This window comes from Mycobacterium sp. MAA66 (assembly GCF_041261665.1).
Taxonomy (GTDB): domain Bacteria; phylum Actinomycetota; class Actinomycetes; order Mycobacteriales; family Mycobacteriaceae; genus Mycobacterium.
Genome location: NZ_JBGCCC010000001.1, coordinates 296,153 through 312,528, shown reverse-complemented (window position 1 = coordinate 312,528; position 16,376 = coordinate 296,153). Strand labels below are relative to the sequence as shown.

17 protein-coding genes are annotated in these 16,376 nt (G+C 65.6%); 7 read left to right on the top strand and 10 right to left on the bottom strand.

Annotated features, from left to right (window positions below; translation table 11 throughout):
- Positions 1–5 precede the first annotated feature (5 nt).
- Complete coding sequence (locus ABIA30_RS01505) at positions 6–860, top strand: SDR family oxidoreductase (RefSeq protein WP_370063216.1); 855 nt, start codon at positions 6–8, stop codon at positions 858–860.
- 12 nt (positions 861–872) lie between these two features.
- Here ABIA30_RS01505 and ABIA30_RS01500 read toward each other — a convergent pair whose 3' ends face one another.
- Positions 873–1,796, bottom strand: coding sequence for a cupin domain-containing protein (locus ABIA30_RS01500; RefSeq protein WP_370061414.1), 924 nt, complete (start codon positions 1,794–1,796; stop codon positions 873–875).
- Positions 1,797–1,837: 41 nt separating this feature from the next.
- Between ABIA30_RS01500 and ABIA30_RS01495 the strand changes: the two genes are divergently transcribed.
- Positions 1,838–2,383, top strand: coding sequence for a DUF1772 domain-containing protein (locus tag ABIA30_RS01495; RefSeq protein ID WP_370061412.1), 546 nt, complete (start codon positions 1,838–1,840; stop codon positions 2,381–2,383).
- 27 nt (positions 2,384–2,410) lie between these two features.
- On the opposite strand, the gene ABIA30_RS01490 is transcribed toward ABIA30_RS01495, so the two are convergent.
- Positions 2,411–3,595: an MFS transporter gene (locus tag ABIA30_RS01490; protein WP_370061410.1), complete on the bottom strand. Its 1,185-nt coding sequence runs from the start codon at positions 3,593–3,595 to the stop codon at positions 2,411–2,413.
- Between the two features lie 54 nt (positions 3,596–3,649).
- Here ABIA30_RS01490 and ABIA30_RS01485 point away from each other — a divergent pair, with 54 nt between their 5' ends.
- On the top strand, positions 3,650–4,414 hold the full coding sequence (locus ABIA30_RS01485) for a helix-turn-helix transcriptional regulator (RefSeq protein WP_370061408.1): 765 nt from the start codon (positions 3,650–3,652) through the stop codon (positions 4,412–4,414).
- An 86-nt stretch (positions 4,415–4,500) separates the two neighbouring features.
- Positions 4,501–5,283: an SDR family NAD(P)-dependent oxidoreductase gene (locus tag ABIA30_RS01480; RefSeq protein ID WP_370061406.1), complete on the top strand. Its 783-nt coding sequence runs from the start codon at positions 4,501–4,503 to the stop codon at positions 5,281–5,283.
- Positions 5,284–5,298: 15 nt separating this feature from the next.
- On the opposite strand, the gene ABIA30_RS01475 is transcribed toward ABIA30_RS01480, so the two are convergent.
- The 3 genes from ABIA30_RS01475 to ABIA30_RS01465 are packed head-to-tail and all read right to left on the bottom strand — an operon-like array spanning position 5,299 to position 7,515.
- Positions 5,299–6,099, bottom strand: coding sequence for an SDR family NAD(P)-dependent oxidoreductase (locus tag ABIA30_RS01475; protein WP_370061404.1), 801 nt, complete (start codon positions 6,097–6,099; stop codon positions 5,299–5,301).
- Positions 6,100–6,103: 4 nt separating this feature from the next.
- Positions 6,104–6,382 carry a ferredoxin gene (locus ABIA30_RS01470; protein WP_370061402.1) on the bottom strand — a complete coding sequence of 93 codons (279 nt, stop codon included), beginning with the start codon at positions 6,380–6,382 and terminating at the stop codon, positions 6,104–6,106.
- Positions 6,382–7,515 (bottom strand): Rieske 2Fe-2S domain-containing protein, encoded by a 1,134-nt coding sequence (locus tag ABIA30_RS01465; RefSeq protein ID WP_370061400.1) that lies wholly within the window; start codon positions 7,513–7,515, stop codon positions 6,382–6,384. Before ABIA30_RS01465 ends, ABIA30_RS01470 begins: the two co-directional genes overlap by 1 nt.
- A 101-nt stretch (positions 7,516–7,616) precedes the next feature.
- On the opposite strand from ABIA30_RS01465, the gene ABIA30_RS01460 reads away from it, so the two are divergent.
- The gene (locus ABIA30_RS01460; RefSeq protein ID WP_370061398.1) at positions 7,617–9,323 is read left to right on the top strand and encodes a 3-ketosteroid-delta-1-dehydrogenase; all 1,707 of its coding nucleotides are present in this window, start codon (positions 7,617–7,619) and stop codon (positions 9,321–9,323) included.
- A 10-nt stretch (positions 9,324–9,333) separates the two neighbouring features.
- Here ABIA30_RS01460 and ABIA30_RS01455 read toward each other — a convergent pair whose 3' ends face one another.
- The 3 genes from ABIA30_RS01455 to ABIA30_RS01445 all read right to left on the bottom strand — a co-directional run bounded on the left by ABIA30_RS01455 (position 9,334) and on the right by ABIA30_RS01445 (position 13,366).
- A complete protein-coding gene (locus tag ABIA30_RS01455; protein ID WP_370061396.1) occupies positions 9,334–10,983 on the bottom strand; it encodes a DUF222 domain-containing protein in 1,650 nt (549 codons plus the stop codon).
- A gap of 151 nt (positions 10,984–11,134) precedes the next feature.
- Entirely contained in the window at positions 11,135–12,466 is a 1,332-nt protein-coding gene (locus ABIA30_RS01450; protein WP_370061394.1) for a TetR/AcrR family transcriptional regulator, read from the bottom strand.
- Between the two features lie 27 nt (positions 12,467–12,493).
- The gene (locus tag ABIA30_RS01445; RefSeq protein ID WP_370061392.1) at positions 12,494–13,366 is read right to left on the bottom strand and encodes an alpha/beta fold hydrolase; all 873 of its coding nucleotides are present in this window, start codon (positions 13,364–13,366) and stop codon (positions 12,494–12,496) included.
- 193 nt (positions 13,367–13,559) lie between these two features.
- Here ABIA30_RS01445 and ABIA30_RS01440 point away from each other — a divergent pair, with 193 nt between their 5' ends.
- Positions 13,560–14,276, top strand: a complete 717-nt coding sequence (locus ABIA30_RS01440; RefSeq protein ID WP_370061390.1) for an SDR family oxidoreductase — start codon at positions 13,560–13,562, stop codon at positions 14,274–14,276.
- Between the two features lie 27 nt (positions 14,277–14,303).
- Positions 14,304–14,996 carry an alpha/beta fold hydrolase gene (locus ABIA30_RS01435; RefSeq protein WP_370061388.1) on the top strand — a complete coding sequence of 231 codons (693 nt, stop codon included), beginning with the start codon at positions 14,304–14,306 and terminating at the stop codon, positions 14,994–14,996.
- On the opposite strand, the gene ABIA30_RS01430 is transcribed toward ABIA30_RS01435, so the two are convergent.
- The gene (locus ABIA30_RS01430; protein ID WP_370061386.1) at positions 14,978–15,664 is read right to left on the bottom strand and encodes a haloacid dehalogenase type II; all 687 of its coding nucleotides are present in this window, start codon (positions 15,662–15,664) and stop codon (positions 14,978–14,980) included. The two genes, ABIA30_RS01435 and ABIA30_RS01430, sit on opposite strands and share 19 nt — an antisense overlap.
- Before the next feature lie 38 nt (positions 15,665–15,702).
- Complete coding sequence (locus ABIA30_RS01425; protein WP_370061384.1) at positions 15,703–16,374, bottom strand: PadR family transcriptional regulator; 672 nt, start codon at positions 16,372–16,374, stop codon at positions 15,703–15,705.
- Positions 16,375–16,376: the final 2 nt, after the last annotated feature.

Genomic DNA, 16,376 nt, shown 5'->3' with positions numbered 1-16,376 from the left:
TCATCATCGGCACCTACGCGGTGACCGGCTCGGCATCCGGTATGGGATACCAAGCTGCACAACAACTACGCACCCTCGGCCACACTGTGATCGGCATCGATCTCAAGGACGCCGAGGTCATTGCGGACCTGTCCACCACCGAGGGTCGTCGCGCCGCGGCCGGCCGGGTGCTTGAGCTCAGCGAGCGACGCCTGGACGGTGCGGTGCTGGCCGCCGGAATCGGCCCGGGCGCCGGTGCTGATCGGGCCCGGCTGATCGCCCAGATCAACTTCCTCGGCGTGGTCGAGCTACTCACCGCCTGGCGCCCTGCACTGGCGGCCGCCGAGAACGCGAAAGTCGTTGTGCTGGGCAGTAACTCCAGTACAACGGTGCCCGCAGTACCCCGGCGCACGATCCGCGCCCTGCTGGCCGGCGACGCAGACAAGGCCGCCCGGTCGGTGCGACTGTTCAGCGGCGGCGCCTCGGCGATCATGTACGCGGCATCGAAGATTGCCGTGAGTCGGTGGGTCCGGCACGCAGCCGTGACCGCGGATTGGGCCGGACGCGGCATCCGGGTAAACGTACTGGCACCCGGCGCCGTCATGACGCCGCTGCTGCAAGCTCAGCTCGATTCGCCGCGCGAGGGCAATGCGGTCCGCAGTTTCCCGATCCCGGCCGGGGGCTTCGGTGACCCGGTCCATCTGGCCAACTGGATCACCTTCATGCTGTCCGACTCCGCCGACTTCCTGTGCGGCAGTGTCATCTTCGTCGACGGCGGCACCGACGCCTACTTCCGGCCGGACGGTTGGCCGAAACCCGTTCCGCTGCGCGGCCTGCCCCGCTATGTGTGGCGGCACCGCCGGTTCGGCAAGACCCGGTAGCGCCGCCGCCGACTAGCGTCCGCGAATCGCCTTCGGACTTGCGCCGTACCGACGTTTGATCGCGGCGCTGAGGGCGAATGCGGTGCCGTAACCCACCTGGCGGGCAACGGTCTCGATGGTGTCGTCCGACTCACGGAGCAAGTCGGCGGCCAGCGCCAGGCGCACCTCGGTGAGCAGTGCCATCGGCGGTTCGCCGACGAGTCTGGTGAACCGCCGAGCCAGCGCGGCCCGGGACAATCCGACCTCGACAGCCAGTGATCCGACGGTCCACGGGTGCGCGGGATTGTTCTCCATGAGCCGAAGTGCCTTCCCCACCTGTGGATCTCGATAGGCCCGATACCAGGCCGGCGCGTCCTGCCGTGACAACCAACTGCGCAGCGCCGCGATGGTGAGAAGGTCCAGCAGCCGGTCGAGCACCGCACCCTGAGCTGGTGCGTCGCACGACATCTCGTCCAGCAACAGGTCCAGGAGCTTGCCGTTGACCTCGCCGCGCCGGACCACCACCAACGGCGGCAACGCACTCAGCAGCCGCCGGCACACCGCGCCCACCTCTTCGTAGGCGCCGGTGATCAGCATGGTCTCGGCATCAGTCCGGCTGCCCCAGCTCCGGACCCCGAGACTCAATGTCTCGCACAGCGGTTCGCCGTCCATGGTCGTCGTCACTTGCCCCGGGTGCACGACGACCTGGGGTGCGGTAGTGGGTTGATCGGCGACGGTGTAGCCGTCCGGCCCGCGGAAGATCGCGATGTCCCCCACCTCGAGCTGCCGGCCCGTGCCACCGTCGGGAATCACGCAGGCCGACCCGCGCCCCACCACGACAACGGTGAGCGCAGCCCGGTCCGCGACCCGGAGCGACCACGGCGGGTCGAGCAGCGACCGCATCAGAAATGCGCCACGCGCGCGCGGCCCTTCCAGCAACCCCGCTAGGGCATCCACGTCGTCAGAGTAGACGATGACGTATGGATATGAGCCTTTTGATGATGGATCGTCTCATCCTGCTTGGTTACGTTGAGGGCATGACTCTCGGCAAGCTGCCTCTCGGCTCCGGCGCTCTCCTCGCCGCCATCGTGACCTCCGGACTCCTGGCCGGCGTGTACTACTCCTACGCGATATCGGTGATGCCCGCACTCAGCTCCTTCGACGACCGGACATTCGTCGACGTCATGAACAAGATCAACGTGGTGATCGTCAACCCGCCCTTCATGCTGAGCTTTCTGGGGTCGGTCGGATTCACCGTGCTGGCCGGCGCGTTCTATCTCAAGCCTGCGGCCCGCCCGGTGCTGGTCGTCATCGGAATCGGGATGGCGCTCAACATCGTCAGCCTGGTCATCACCTCAGCGATCAATGTGCCGCTGAACAATCAACTCGGCACCGCGTCCACCGCCGGCACGCCGGCCGACCCGGCCACGCTGCGAGCACAGTTCGAGTCGTCGTGGGTCCGCTGGAACGTGATTCGCGCCCTGGCCAATACGGCAGCCACCGCCGTGCTGGCCTGGGCCCTGACGCTGACGGCTCGCGGCTGACCCCGAACACGCCATGACCTGCGTCGATCATCGGACGCCGGCAGTGGTGTGTCCGGTGTCTGCCGCGGTTCGTCTCGGTTGAGCCGGATCGGACAGCCCGCGAAAGAGCAGCCAACTGATCAGGGGCGTCACCACCAGCGGCGCCAGGGCCGTCTGCAATGAGGTGGCTTCGGCGAGCTTTCCGATGACCGGGCTGATCAAACCGCCGATGCTGACCGTCAGGCCGAGGGTGATGCCGCTGGCAGTTCCCATCCTCGATGGCAGATAGTCCTGGCCCAATGTGACCTGCAGCGAAAACGGCACATAGAGACCAACCGAGGTCAGCGCAACAAACAGGTAGATCGCCGGACCTGGCACCCACACCACCCCGGCAATTGCCGCGGCCGACAACAGATAGGACCAACGGGTCACGGTGACTCTGTCCCACCGGCTCGCCAGCGCGCCGCCCCAAATGGAACCGACCACCCCGCCGAGGTAGAGCACGAACAGGGCTGCGGTGCCGGCTGCGGAACCGCCACCCGTGCGGTGCTGGACATACAACGAGATGAAAGTGCTCAGGCCGATGAACGCAACGGACCGGAACACCACGGCCAGTGACAGATTCACGAACGACCGCACATCATCAGTGCCAACGGACGCCGACTCACCGGAGTCGACGGCGTGGCGCTGCCGCAGCGCCCGCAACGCCGGCAGGGTCAGGACGGCACCGGCCACTGCCGGCAACATCAGCACCGGTGTCCAACGGAGCCCACCGGTCGCCACCGCGGCGGCGACCATCAGCGGCGCGAGGGCGAACCCCACATTGCCACCCGTGGCGAAGACCGCCATGGCACGATGACTACCCGCGCTGGCCAGCCGGGCAATGCGAGCAGACTCCGGATGGTATGCCGCCACACCGACTCCGGAGATCGCCACGAACACCAACGTCAACGGATACGAACCGCTCAGACCACTCAGAGCAATCCCTGCGCCGCCCAACAAGGTACTGGCCGGAATCAACCACGGCAGTGCATATCGGTCCGTGATGGCACCGAACAACGGCTGTGCCACCGAGGACAGCAGGGAGGCGGCGAGCACCAAACCTGAAGCGGCAGCGAGGGTGTAGGCGCGCTGAGCCACGAAGAACGGAACCAGTGCTGCGACCGACCCCTGGTATATGTCGACACAGGCGTGCCCGACCGACAACAGCGCGATGGGAGTGTTTCGTCTCATGCCAGCAATGTTCACGGTTTCATTGCTGTCTGGCTTTCATTAAACTGCCAAATAATGTTGAAAATCCGCCACGAGTCGGCTGCGCCCACCCACACTCTGTTACTTGCCCCGGGCGAGGCGATCGACGCTCACCGACACGACGACCACCAGATCGTCTACGCCGGGCGCGGGGTGTTGTCCGTCACGACCAGCCAGGGCTCGTGGGTAGCCCCGGCCACCAGAGCCATCTGGATACCTGCCGGCATCCACCATGCGCACCGGGCCTACGGCGAACTCAAACTCCATCTGGTCGGCCTGCCCGCGACCGACAATCCGCTCGAACTGGATTCACCGACCGTCCTGGCCGTCGGCCCGTTGCTCCGAGAATTGATCGTCGCCTACACACAAGGCAACGACAACACCCCGGAACGAACCAGACTCCGCGCGGTGCTGCTCGACCAGTTGCGCGCCTCGTCCCAACAGCCGATGCACATACCCAGCCCGACCGTCCCGCTGCTTCGGTCGGTGTGCGACATCCTGCATGCCGATCCCGGCGATGACCGCACGCTCATCGAGCTCGGTCGGGTCGTCGGCGCCAGCGATCGCACCTTGTCCCGACTCTTTCGCAGCGACCTGGGCATGTCATTTCCGCAGTGGCGCACCCAGTTACGACTACATCAGGCGTTGGTACTCCTTGCCGAGGGCGCTTCGGTGACGACCGTGGCACACCAATGCGGGTGGTCCTCCCCCAGCGCTTTCATCGACGTGTACCGCCGCACCTTCGGACACACACCCGGCTCGTCTGCGCGAGCGACCGGTGACGGCGAAAGCAACGCCTGACACCCCGCATCCCGGTCACCGGGCAACGCGTGTCCCGCGGCCCGGGCCGCTCGCGACAATCCACTGGCAACGAAAGGATTTGCAGCATGGAAAGATTCAGCGACCGTCGGATCATCGTGACCGGCGCCGGTTCGGGCATCGGGCAGGCCACCGTGGCCCGGCTGCTCGATGAGGGCGGCACCGTCGTCGCGTGCGACATCTCAGCCGAGGGACTGGCCCGCACCCGGGAAGCTGCCGAAAAGGCCGGCACCGCAGCGCGGCTGACCACCAAGGTGCTCGACATCTCCTCCGAGGAAGACGTCGCCAAGGTCGTCGACGGCGCCATCGCCGGCATGGGCGGCCTGGAAGTGCTGGTCAACGTCGCAGCGATCCAGACCTGCTCGCACACCCACGAAACCACCCTGGCCGACTGGAACCGCACCATCGCGGTCAACCTCACCGGCACCTTCCTGATGACCCGTCAGGCCCTGCCGGCGCTGCTGGACTCCAAGCGCGGCGTGGTCATCAACTTCACCTCTACCTCGGCGAACTACGCCCACCCATACATGGCTGCCTACGCGGCCAGCAAGGGCGGCATCCTGAGCCTGACGCACTCACTGGCACTGGAGTACTCCAAGCAGGGACTGCGCGCGGTGAACATCCAGCCGGGTGGCGTCTCGACCGCACTGGCCAATACGACCATGGACAAGATGCCCGAGGGCACCGATTACAGCCTCTGGGCCAAGCAGACCCCGCTGCTGCACGGCGCGGACAGCGAAATCCTGGGCGATCCGAGCGCGGTCGCCGCAGTGGTCGCGATGGCGGCCTCCGACGACGGCGCCTTCATCACCGGAACCGAGATCCGGATCGACGGCGGCGCGCACGCCTGACGCTTCCGCGGGTGCTCAACGGACGACAACATCGCTGGGCACCCGCGGATCACCAAGCATCGCCCGATGTGATGGCGGTGTGCGGCCGTCCTCATCGGTGATGCCGTAGCGCTGCGCTTCCTCTGCGGCTATCACCGTCTGACCGCTGATCTCAGCCAGGTCCGGATCGCGGTACAGCGCGTCGATGACATGCCCGACGAACTCGGGGGTTTCGAAGTTCCCGGAGGCCTTGGCGAGCGTTTCGGCATCGAACGCCCGCTTGAATTTGTCGGTGAGCAGGATGCCCATCCAGATCGACAACGTGGACACCCCGGTGCCGTGGAAGTCGACGGCCATGTCGGCTGCCATCTTGTCCACACCGGCCTTCTGCGCGCCGTAGGCCGGCCCGTGCATGTAGCACACCCCACCCGGCGACGATGTGAACACGATCAGTCCCCGGTCCTGGGCGACCAACAATGGAGCGGCGTGCCAGGACGCCACATATGCCGACCTCAGTCCGACATCGAGCACGTCGCCGAGGCCAATCGGCTTCTCCCAGAACGGCTTTGGGTCAACCAGATTGTCATGCACCACGGCGGCATTGTTGACCAGCAGATCGAGCCGCCCTGCCTCATCGGCCACCCGGGCGAACAACTCGCCGACCGCACCGTCGTCGCGATGATCCACCGGCACGGCGATGCCACCATCGCCCGGATCGGTGACGGTCCGTCCGGTCAGGTACACCGTCCACCCGTCGGCGACCAGCGCCGTGGCAATGCCCCGGCCCGCTCCCCTGCTGGCGCCGGTGACCACCGCAACCCGTTTGTCTGAGCTCATCGGGCTATGGTGCCACGCTCAGCTCGTCGTCGACGACGTGCAGGTTACCGGCCGCCACCGCGGCCGAGATGGACTCCCGTAGTTGGCCACACGACAGGAAGATCCGGCCCGGCAGCAGCTCGGACCGCCGGCGTTCCTCACACATCCCAGACGATTGCGCGTCCCACTGCACGCTGGTCTGCTGCCAGCTGCTCTTGCGCACCAAAACTCTTGCACCACAAGCACGGCAGGCTACCGGTACCATCGGCATGTCGGCCAGCCGGTTGTCGGGCCGCACGGTCATCAGACCGACTCCGCGGCCCGCGCTGCCAGATTCTCTTCGATCTCCTTGGCCCACGCCTCGCGAGGGGCGGTGGTGTCCAGCTCGTATTCGAAGCGGTCCACCATCTCTGGCGTCACCTCCGCCGCGTCGACATAGAACTGCTCATACCAGCGGCGCAGCTGGTAGACCGGGCCGTCCTCCTCGACCAGCAACGGGTTGTCGATCCGGGCCTTGTTCTTCCAGATCTGCACATCCTGCTCGAAGCCCTGTTTCACCCAGTCACCGAGCGCGATCGCGGTCGCCATGGCCGCGTCTTCGGGCATGGCCGCCGACTTCTTGACCACGATTCCGTACTGCAGCACAAAGGATTCCGAGTCGATCGGATAGTGGCAGTTGATCAGGATCGTATTGTGATCGGCTTCCGGGTAGTGGTACGTGAGGTCGTCGATCATGAACGATGGCCCGTAGTACGACGCGACCGACGTGGTACCGATCATGCGTTCACTCTCGGTGCCCTGCATGTCGGCGCGGCCGGAGCTGTTCATGTACTGCGTGGCGACATGGCCTTCGAAGATGTTCTTGAAGTGCGACGGCATCGAACCGTGAATGTAGAAGAAATGCGCCATGTCGACGACGTTGTCGATGATCTCGCGACAGTTGATGTTGACGACCGTTGTGTACCAATGCCAATCGGTCCACTCGCCGCTCTCGGCGGCCTCGATCCGCGGAATGGTGACCTCGGGCGGCGGCGGGTTGCCCTCCGGGTCGTTCCAGATGAACAGCATGCCGTCCTGCTCCAGCGTGGTCCACTTTGCGGTACGGGCCAGCCGCGGCGTGCGCTTGGCGTACGGCACCTGCTTGCAACGGCCGTCGCCGCCCCAGCGCCAGTCGTGGAACGGGCAGGCGATCTCGTTGCCCTTGACGGTGCCCTGACTGAGGTCACCGCCCATGTGACGGCAATAGCTGTCCAACACGTTGAGTTGACCGTCGCCCCCGCGGAACACCACCAGCTTCTGACCGAATGCATTGATGGAGTGCGGCTCACCATCGCCCAGATCCTTGGTCAGACCGAGGCAGTGCCACCCGCGGGCGAAGCGGGTCGGCGCCTGAGCGGCTTCGATCTGACGGATTGCATCAGCATCTTCCAGCGTCATGTAAAAGGTCTAACAGTGTGTACCCGTGCCGCGCATCCATTCTCCCGCTGGCAGGGATAGCTGAGTCCGTAGTGCCGACTCGTTGAATAGCCTCGAGGGCCGTGACCAACTCTGCGACAGCCACCATCCCCTCAGGTCTTCAGATCGCCGACATCACTGTCGATCTGCTGGTCGTCGGCTCCGGGACCGGCGTGGCCGCTGCACTCAGCGCACACGAATGTGGGCTGAACGTGTTGATCGTCGAAAAGTCATCGACAGTAGGCGGATCCACCGCCAGGTCCGGCGGCGCACTGTGGCTGCCCGCCAGCCCGGTACTGGCCGACAACGGGGCCGCCGACACCGTGGCGCGAGCCGAGACCTACCTCGACGCGGTGGTCGGGGACAGCGCGCCGGCTGCCCGTTCGACTGCTTTCCTCGAGCACGTCACCGACACCGTGAACATGTTGCGGCGCACCACACCCATGAAGCTGTTCTGGGCCCGCGAGTATTCCGACTATCACCCCGAACTGCCCGGCGGCACGGCTGCCGGACGCACCTGCGAATGCCGGCCGCTGAACGCCTCGGTGCTCGGCGAGTACCGGTCCCGGCTGCGCGGCGGCATCATGAAACCCAAGGTGCCCATGCCGACCACCGGCGCCGACTACAAGTGGATGAACCTGATGGCCCGCAAGCCCGGAAAAGGCGTGCCGCTCATCATCAAACGCCTGGCGCAGGGCGTCGGCGGCAAACTGCTGGGTCGCGATTACATCGCCGGCGGGCAGGCCCTGGCCGCCGGACTGTTTGCCGGGGTGCTGCGCGCCGGCATCCCGATCTGGACGTCGACGTCGCTGGCGCGACTGACCGGCGACGGCGATCGGGTAACCGGAGCCGTGCTCAACCACGACGGTCGCGAAGTGACGGTGACCGCGCGTCGTGGTGTGGTGCTCGCCGCCGGCGGTTTCGACCACGACATGGCGACGCGGCACAAGTACCAGTCCGAGTCGCTCCGTGACCACGAGAGCCTCGGTGCCGAATCCAATACCGGCGAGGCCATCCGCTCCGCCACAGACTTGGGCGCCGCCACCGCGCTGATGGACCAGGCCTGGTGGTTTCCGGCAGTCGCATCGGTCGATGGCCGGCCGCCCGCGGTGATGCTGGCCGAACGATCGCTGCCCGGCTCGCTGATCGTGAACCAGGACGGCAAGCGGTTTTCGAACGAATCCGAGGACTACATGTCGTTCGGGCAGCGCGTCCTGCGACTCGAACGCGCCGGGACTCCGGTGGAGTCGATGTGGATCGTGTTCGACCAGAAGTACCGGAACAGCTACGTCTTTGCCGCCGAGATGTTTCCGCGGATGGCGTTGCCCGCCGCCTGGTATCGGGCCGGAGTCGCCGCCAAGGCCGATAACTTCGCCGAACTCGCGGCCAAGATCGGTTTGCCTACAACAGATTTCGTGCAGACCATGACACGGTTCAACGAAATCGCCGCGGCCGGCGTCGATCCCGACTTTCAGCGCGGCGCCAGCGCCTACGACCGTTACTACGGCGATCCGACGGTGACACCGAACCCGAATCTGCGCCCGCTGACCAAGGGCCCGTTCTACGCGGTCAAGATGACGCTCAGCGACCTGGGCACCTGCGGTGGGCTGGTCGCCGACGACCGCGGCCGGGTGCACCGCGAAGACGGCGCAGTGATCGAAGGCCTCTACGCCATCGGTAATACCGCAGCCAATGCATTCGGCACGGTGTATCCGGGCGCGGGAGCGACCATCGCCCAGGGCCTGGTCTACGGCTACATCGCCGGACGGGACGCCGCCGGAGCGCGATAGACCGACGCCATCAGAACGGTGGTGGATCGTGGTGGTCGGGTGGGTGTGCCGCACTGATGATGTGGTCCCGACTGCCGCGCCGTTCGGGTTTTGTCTCTGATGCACTGGGCTTTTCGCGGTGCGTGGTGGCTAGTTCTTGTTCGTTGAGTGTGCGTTCGTTGGCGATGCGGGCGGCGCGGTCGTGGGCTCTGGTGCGGCGGCGTTGGGGCATCATGCCGCCTCGGCCCGGCCCGGTGGTGCTGTCAGGTGCGGTCGGGGGTGGCAGTGGTGTGTCGAAGTTCGTGTCCGGGAACAGGATCCGCGACAACGGCGTGTTTCGGTAAGTGTGTCCGGTGGGTGTAGTCCATACGACGGTGCCGTCAGGTTCTTGTCGGTCCCGCCAACCACCAGGTCCGCCGTAAAACGTTTTGAGTAGGTGGTGTTTTCGGCATTTGGGGCTGAGGTTGCCCGGATGGGTGGGCCCGGTCGGCCAGGCGATGGTGTGGTCGATGTCGCACTGCACCGCTGGTGCGGTGCAGCCGGGGAAGCTGCAGCTCAGGTGGCGCATCCGCACGAAGTCGGCCATCGCCGCGCTCGGTCGGTAGCGGTCGATGCTGCCCAGATCGGCGGCGCGGGCCAGGTGGCGTAGTTTGGCGCCGCGAGCAAGTAGGTCGGCGAGCATGGTCGGCGGGATCACCTGGCCGTCCTGGAGGTAGCCGACCGGTGGACGTGGCCCGGCAATAGTGCGCGCCGGGTTCGCCGGTGGCGCGGGCCTGGCCGGCGCAGGTGCCGGATCGGCTGCGGGTTCGGCCACCACGAGGGCCGACGCCGCGATAGGAGTGTGCAGTTGCCGGTCCAGCTTCGGCGCCGGGACGGTATCGGTGAGTACGTGAATGATCACCGCCGCGGCCGGGGCATCCGGTACGGCGGCGGCCGGGCAGTGCGGTTGTGCGCACCGGCAGGCCAGACGGGAACCCCGCACGGCCAGCACCCCGACCGCATCAGCGCGACGCTGCCCCAGGGTGCGGGGATCAGCGGCACACACCGTGAGCGCGATCTCGGTGATCGCCCGCTCAAACAGCGCGCCGTCGGTGGCCAACAACGCACCCCACACCGATACCGTCCCGGTCTCATCATCGGGTTTACCGAATTCGATGCTCCGGTTACGCGCCGCCGAGCGGGTCCGGATCACAGCGACCGGATCGAACTTGTGCACCCAGCCATCGATCACCCGGGCCAGCGCCTCCTTCGACAGCACACCCCATTGGGTCATCGCCCCGGCCACCGCCGCATCCAACACCGCCAGCACATCAGGATCGGTGACCAGACGGGTACGCCAGGTGATCATCGCCACCACCGGCACCGACACACCGCCGGCAGCCAACACCGCCGCCACCCTGGGCAACCGGGTCCGCAACGCGATACCGATGCTCATCTGCCCGGAAGCTTCCCGGCGTCCGATGGTCAACACCGCCCCGATCTCAGCGGCCGCCACATCCCAACCATCACAGGCCCACAGTGCCCGGCCGTCCTCATCGTCACACCGGCGCAACGCCAATTCAGCGATCGCCGCTAGTCGGCCCGCCGCGGCTTCGGCTTCCACCCGCGCATAACCCGCGATCCGGTCGATCAGGGCCGAATCATCAACCCCGACAAACAAACCCGGTAATAAATCGAACATACCTTCGAGTCTAGTTACAGCTGCTGCTCAAAACGTTTTGGCAGGCGCAAGATGTGGATGGATCCGCATCTGTGGATAAATCAACGCCGAGGCCGACTGACACGAGTAGAGGATGACCGGTGCGCCCGCGGCCCACTCGCCTACCGCGCCGTCAGCGCCCCACCCGCTTGACAGGCGGCTGGAAAGAACCGGCGTAATCGACGGCCGCCCCGGCCACCACCCCGAAAGCGTCAGGGTTGCCCAGCGCATAGGTGAGCATGGCGCCACCTTGGTGCGCAGTCACCATCACCGCCGCGAGATGACGCGGATCGGACTCGGGCACCAGCTCACCCTTGCGGCGCATGACCATGAATCCATCGCGGAACAGTTGTACCCATCGGCCGTAGCCGGCAGCAAGATCGTCGAGCAGTTCTTCATCGGATTCCAGCAGCTCGCCGACCAGAGATCCGTACACACACCCACCCCGCAGATACACCGGCGCGACATCGGCGGCACAGGCCGATACCCAAGAGCGCAGCGCGCCAACGGAATCCAGCGCTGCCATCGTTGGCTGGGTGTGGAAGTGCAGGACATCACGGGTACGCGAGGCAACGACCTGCCGGGTGAGATCGCGCTTGCCGGAAAAGTAGTGGGCGAGCTGCGAGCCACTGACCCCGGCAGTTCGGCGCACATCATCGAGGCTGGTGCCGACGACGCCCTGCGCGAACATCAATTGCGCGGCGCTGTCGACAATCCGGGAGCGAGTGGCCAGGCCCTTGCCGGTGAAACGCTCGCCGTGGTCGGAATCAATGACACCGGAACGTATTTCACGACGGTCACGGACCCGCCGAGGACGGCGCGGCACACGCTCGGCCGGATCGGCGGCAAAGCAACGCAGGTAGTTGACCGCGAACCGCAGGGCGTCGGTCAGTGGCCACTCCTGACGGAAGGTGAAGGCCATGGTGCCGCCGCCTTGATGTGCCGCCACCAGGACCAGCGCCAGATCGGCCGGTCGGGCGTTGGCCACCAGGACACCGCGATCCTTCATTCGCTGTAGTGACTGCTCGAACAACGCGATCCACCGGCGGTATCCGAGTCCCAGTGTGGCGCGGGTTGATTCGTCCGACTTGATCAGTTGGCCGGCCAGCGCATGGTAGGTCGGCGTGCCCACGTATCCGATGCGGCGCAGGTAGCGGACGTTGCGGTCGATCCAGCGTTCGTAGTCGTCGAACGTCTCGAAGCCGCCGAGTTGCGGTTGGCGGTGAAAGTCCAGCACCACCTCGATCTGCCGTTCGAGCACAGCGCGGATCAATGCCTGCTTGTCGTCGTAGTAGTAGCTGAGCTGTGATCCGCTGACCGATGCAGTACTGCGCAACTTATCCATGCTCAGTCCGGACAACCCCTCGGCCAGAATCACCTCGGCGGCGGCCTGCAGAATCCGCTCACGGGTAGCTCGGCCTTTTGCGGTGTACCGCCGCTCGGCGCCCGGATCTGCAGTGACCATCAACCGTTCAGGCTACTCCCGTGGTGGTCAGCCTCCGGTCAGATGTTTGGCCAGAAACGCCCGAATCAGCACTGTCGCATCGTCGAGCGCCGATTCGAGTAGGAAGTGACCGCCTTCCAGCAGATGCACTTCGGCATTCGGAAGATCGGTGGCGAACGCCTCAGCTCCGGCCGGACCGAAGATCTCGTCGCTGCGACCCCACGCCGCCAACAGTGGCACCCCGGTGGCCCGGAAGTACTCATGCACCCGCGGGTACATCGGCGCATTCGTCGCATAGTCGCGGAAGAGAGCCAGCTGAACCAGATCATTGCCCGGACGCGAGAGCAATGCGTAGTCGTGGTGCCAGGACTCCGGGTCGAGCAGCGTCGGATCATCGACCCCGGTGACGTACTGCCACCGCGTCGCCTCCAAAGTGAGGAACGCCCGCACCGCCGCCTCGGTCTCGGGAGTCTGGGCATCCTGGTAGTCCCACACCGTCTTCCAGAAGCTCTCCACGAAGCCGGCGTCGTACGCGTTACCGTTCTGGCTGATGATCGCGGTGACCGCCGCAGGGTCCGCCAATGCCAGCCGCCACCCTATCGGTGCGCCGTAGTCCTGGACGTACATCGCGTATCTGTCGACGCCGAGACCGCGCAACAGCCCAGAGGTCAAGGCTGCGAGCGCGTCGAAGGTGTAATCGAACTCTTCGACCGGCGGCGCATCGGACAACCCGAATCCCAAATGGTCTGGGGCGATCACCCGGTACCGGTCGGCCAGGGCCGGTACCAGATCACGAAACATGTAGGAACTCGTCGGAAACCCGTGCAGCAGCACCACCACCGGGGCCTTCTCATCGCCGGCCTCGCGGTAGAACAACCGATGTCCGTCCACGGTGACGTAGCGGTGATGAACTCGTGCCATCGAAATCTCCGTTCGCCGACATCACAATAATGGGTTGTTCAGCCCATTATGCCGAATCGGTCGGCTTCGCACCAGCAGCTGTTTCTGCACTCACAGCAAATATCCAGTGCAGCAAAGACATTGACCCAGCACTGACCGGGTGTCTATGTTTGGGTTGCTCCACCCAATTTTTGACGACGCAAGGAGCATCTCCGTGAGTACCTCGCTGAACGACAAGAAGGTTCTGGTGATCGGACGTGGTTCCGGCATCGCCAGGGCGATCACCCTGCTGGCCCGTTCCGAGGGCGCCGATGTGGTCGTCGCCGGCCGCGACCGGACCAAGCTGGCCGCGGCGTACGGCGATCCCCGGATCACTGCAGAGGTCGTCGACGTCACCGACGATGCGTCGATCGCCGCCTTGGCCGAGCGGATCGGCACGGTCGACCACGTGGTCTCTACGGCCTCCGCTCGCGCCCGTGGCATGCTGTCGGAACTGCAGCGCGACACCCTGCTGCTGTCGTTGAACACCAAGGTCCTCGGACCCACCATGGTGGCCAAATACCTTGCCCCACATATCAATCCCGGCGGATCGCTGGTGCTGTTCTCGGGTGTCAACGCATTCAAGGTCAGCGCCGGCTACCTCGGGGTGGCGATCACCAACGGAGCGGTCGACTTCCTGACCCGCTCCCTGGCCGTCGAGCTCGCACCCATCCGGGTCAACGCGATCTCGCCGGGTGTTATCGACACCGGGGCCTGGGACCAGATGGGCGAGGAAGGCAAACGAACCTACTTCGAGCACATCAGCGAGCACAACCCGGCGGGCCGGATCGGGACGGTCGACGATGTCGCGCACGCTGCGCTGTTCGCGATGACCAACGCTTTCATGACCGGCGCGATGCTCAAGATCGACGGCGGCGAACCACTGACCTGACCGCCACAATGGTCGAAAGGAACTGTCGTGAAAGCGAATACACCGACCGTGGTACTGGTCCACGGCGCCTGGGCTGACGGCTACAGCTGGAGCCGGGTCATCGGCCTACTACAGCGCGATGGCATGTCGGTCACCGCCGCTCCCCTCCCCCTGCGGTCGCTCCCGGATGACGTCGCCGCACTCGACCGGGCCATCGAACGCGTCGACGGCCCGGTCGTCCTGGTCGGGCACGCGTACGCCGGCGCGGTGATCGGTGAGAGCACCCACGAGCAGATCGCCGCCCTGGTCTATGTCGCTGCGCTGGCACCGGATACCGGGGAAACCGTCGCCGACGTCTTCTACCGGGAGCCGCCCCATCCCGCGGCACCACAACTCGCGCCGGATGCCGACGGCGACATCTGGCTGCCACCCGATGCGTTCGCCGGCGCCTTCGCCCAACACGCCGACGCGGAGGACCTGGCGGTATTGGCCGCGGTTCAGCGGCCCATTTCGGCAGCCTGCATCCAACAGCCCGTGTCGGAGCCGGGCTGGCGCAGGGTGCCCGCCTGGTACCTGATCGCCGATCAGGACCGGATGATCAATCCATGCACCCAGGCGTTCATGGCCGAGCGGATGGGAGCGCAGGTCCGGCGACACGAGGTGGATCACACGCCGCTGCTCACCGCACCGGACACGGTGCGCGCCATCATCACCGAAGCGCTTCAGGCGGCGCCAAGCTGAGCCGCGAGGTCTACCAGGTCGGCGGCGATCAGATCCGGTTGTGACAGCCCATCGACAGGCAGCGGCGCATTTCCCGGGCGGGTGATCAGCGCGCCGCCGAATCCAGCGGTATGCGCGCCGATGGTGTCCCAGACATGCGCGGCGACCATCATGCACGCGCCGGTCGGCACCTCCAGCTGCCGCGCCACGTCGAGGTACAGCGCCGTGGCCGGTTTGAACAACCGCAACTGGTCCACGGTGAACTGCCGCTCGAAATGGTGAGCCAGCCCGGCATTGTCCAGAGGTGTTGCCACACCCGGCAGATGCGGCGAGTTGGTCAGGGTGACCAGCCGATAGCCGTTCGCGCGCAACGCGGACAACCCGGCCTCGACGTCGGGATGTGCCGGCATCGTCCGCATACCGGCGGCCAACGCATCAAGGTCGTCGGCTGCGATGTGCACGCCGTGAATGTCGGCGACCATGTGCAGCACCGCCCGGCCCAGCGCGAAGAAGTCGACATAGCAGCCGGACAGTGTGGCCGTCATCGAGTACGTGACCAACTGGCCGAACCATTCACGGACCACCGTGGGGTCACCGAAAATCCGGTCGAAGTGCACGCCAAGCGATTCGATATCGATGAGCGTCTCGTTCACGTCGAATACCAGAACCGCAGGTCGACCCGAAGCCATGCAACCATTCTGGGTTGTCCAACCCAGGATGGAAAGCCCTACGGATCGCGGGTGCCCTGAACCTGTCGCTCGACATCACGCCACAACCCCGGTGTCGAACGCGGGAGACCGGCCACGCCTCTGGCCGCCGTCTGTAGCACTGCGTCGGCTTCGTCGATGTCCTTCATCAGCTCCAGTGCGAATTCCCGCTCGGCGGCGTAGTACTTGGCCGCCCACCGCAGCGCGATCACCGAATACGCCCATACCGGTTGAGCCTGAGCACCCTCGGAGTCTTCGGCGGCCTGCCGTTCCATCGCATCGCAATAGGCGATGTGCTGTTCCAGCAGCTCCTTGAGACGAGTCGGGTTGCTCAGATGGCCGAACGTAACCCGAAGCAACACACTGTGTTTCAGCACGGGCGGATCCACCGGAGCATTGTTGGTCCAGTCCGCCACGGCCTCCATGCCGGGGGCCGTGATCTTGTACAGCCGGCGGCTGCGCAGACCCTCGTCCTGTTCGACACGCGACTCCAGGTAGCCAAGTCCCTCAAGCTTTTTCAGCTCGGTGTAGATCTGGCTGTACGACGGACTCCAATAGTAGAAACCGACACTCCAGTCGATCCACTTCTTGATGTCGTAACCGCTCAGCTCTTCCTCGTACGACAGCATGCCCAGCAGCGTCCAGCTCGTCGCTGCCAGCGAGGACTTGGCCTGTGGGTCCTTGCCTGCCATTT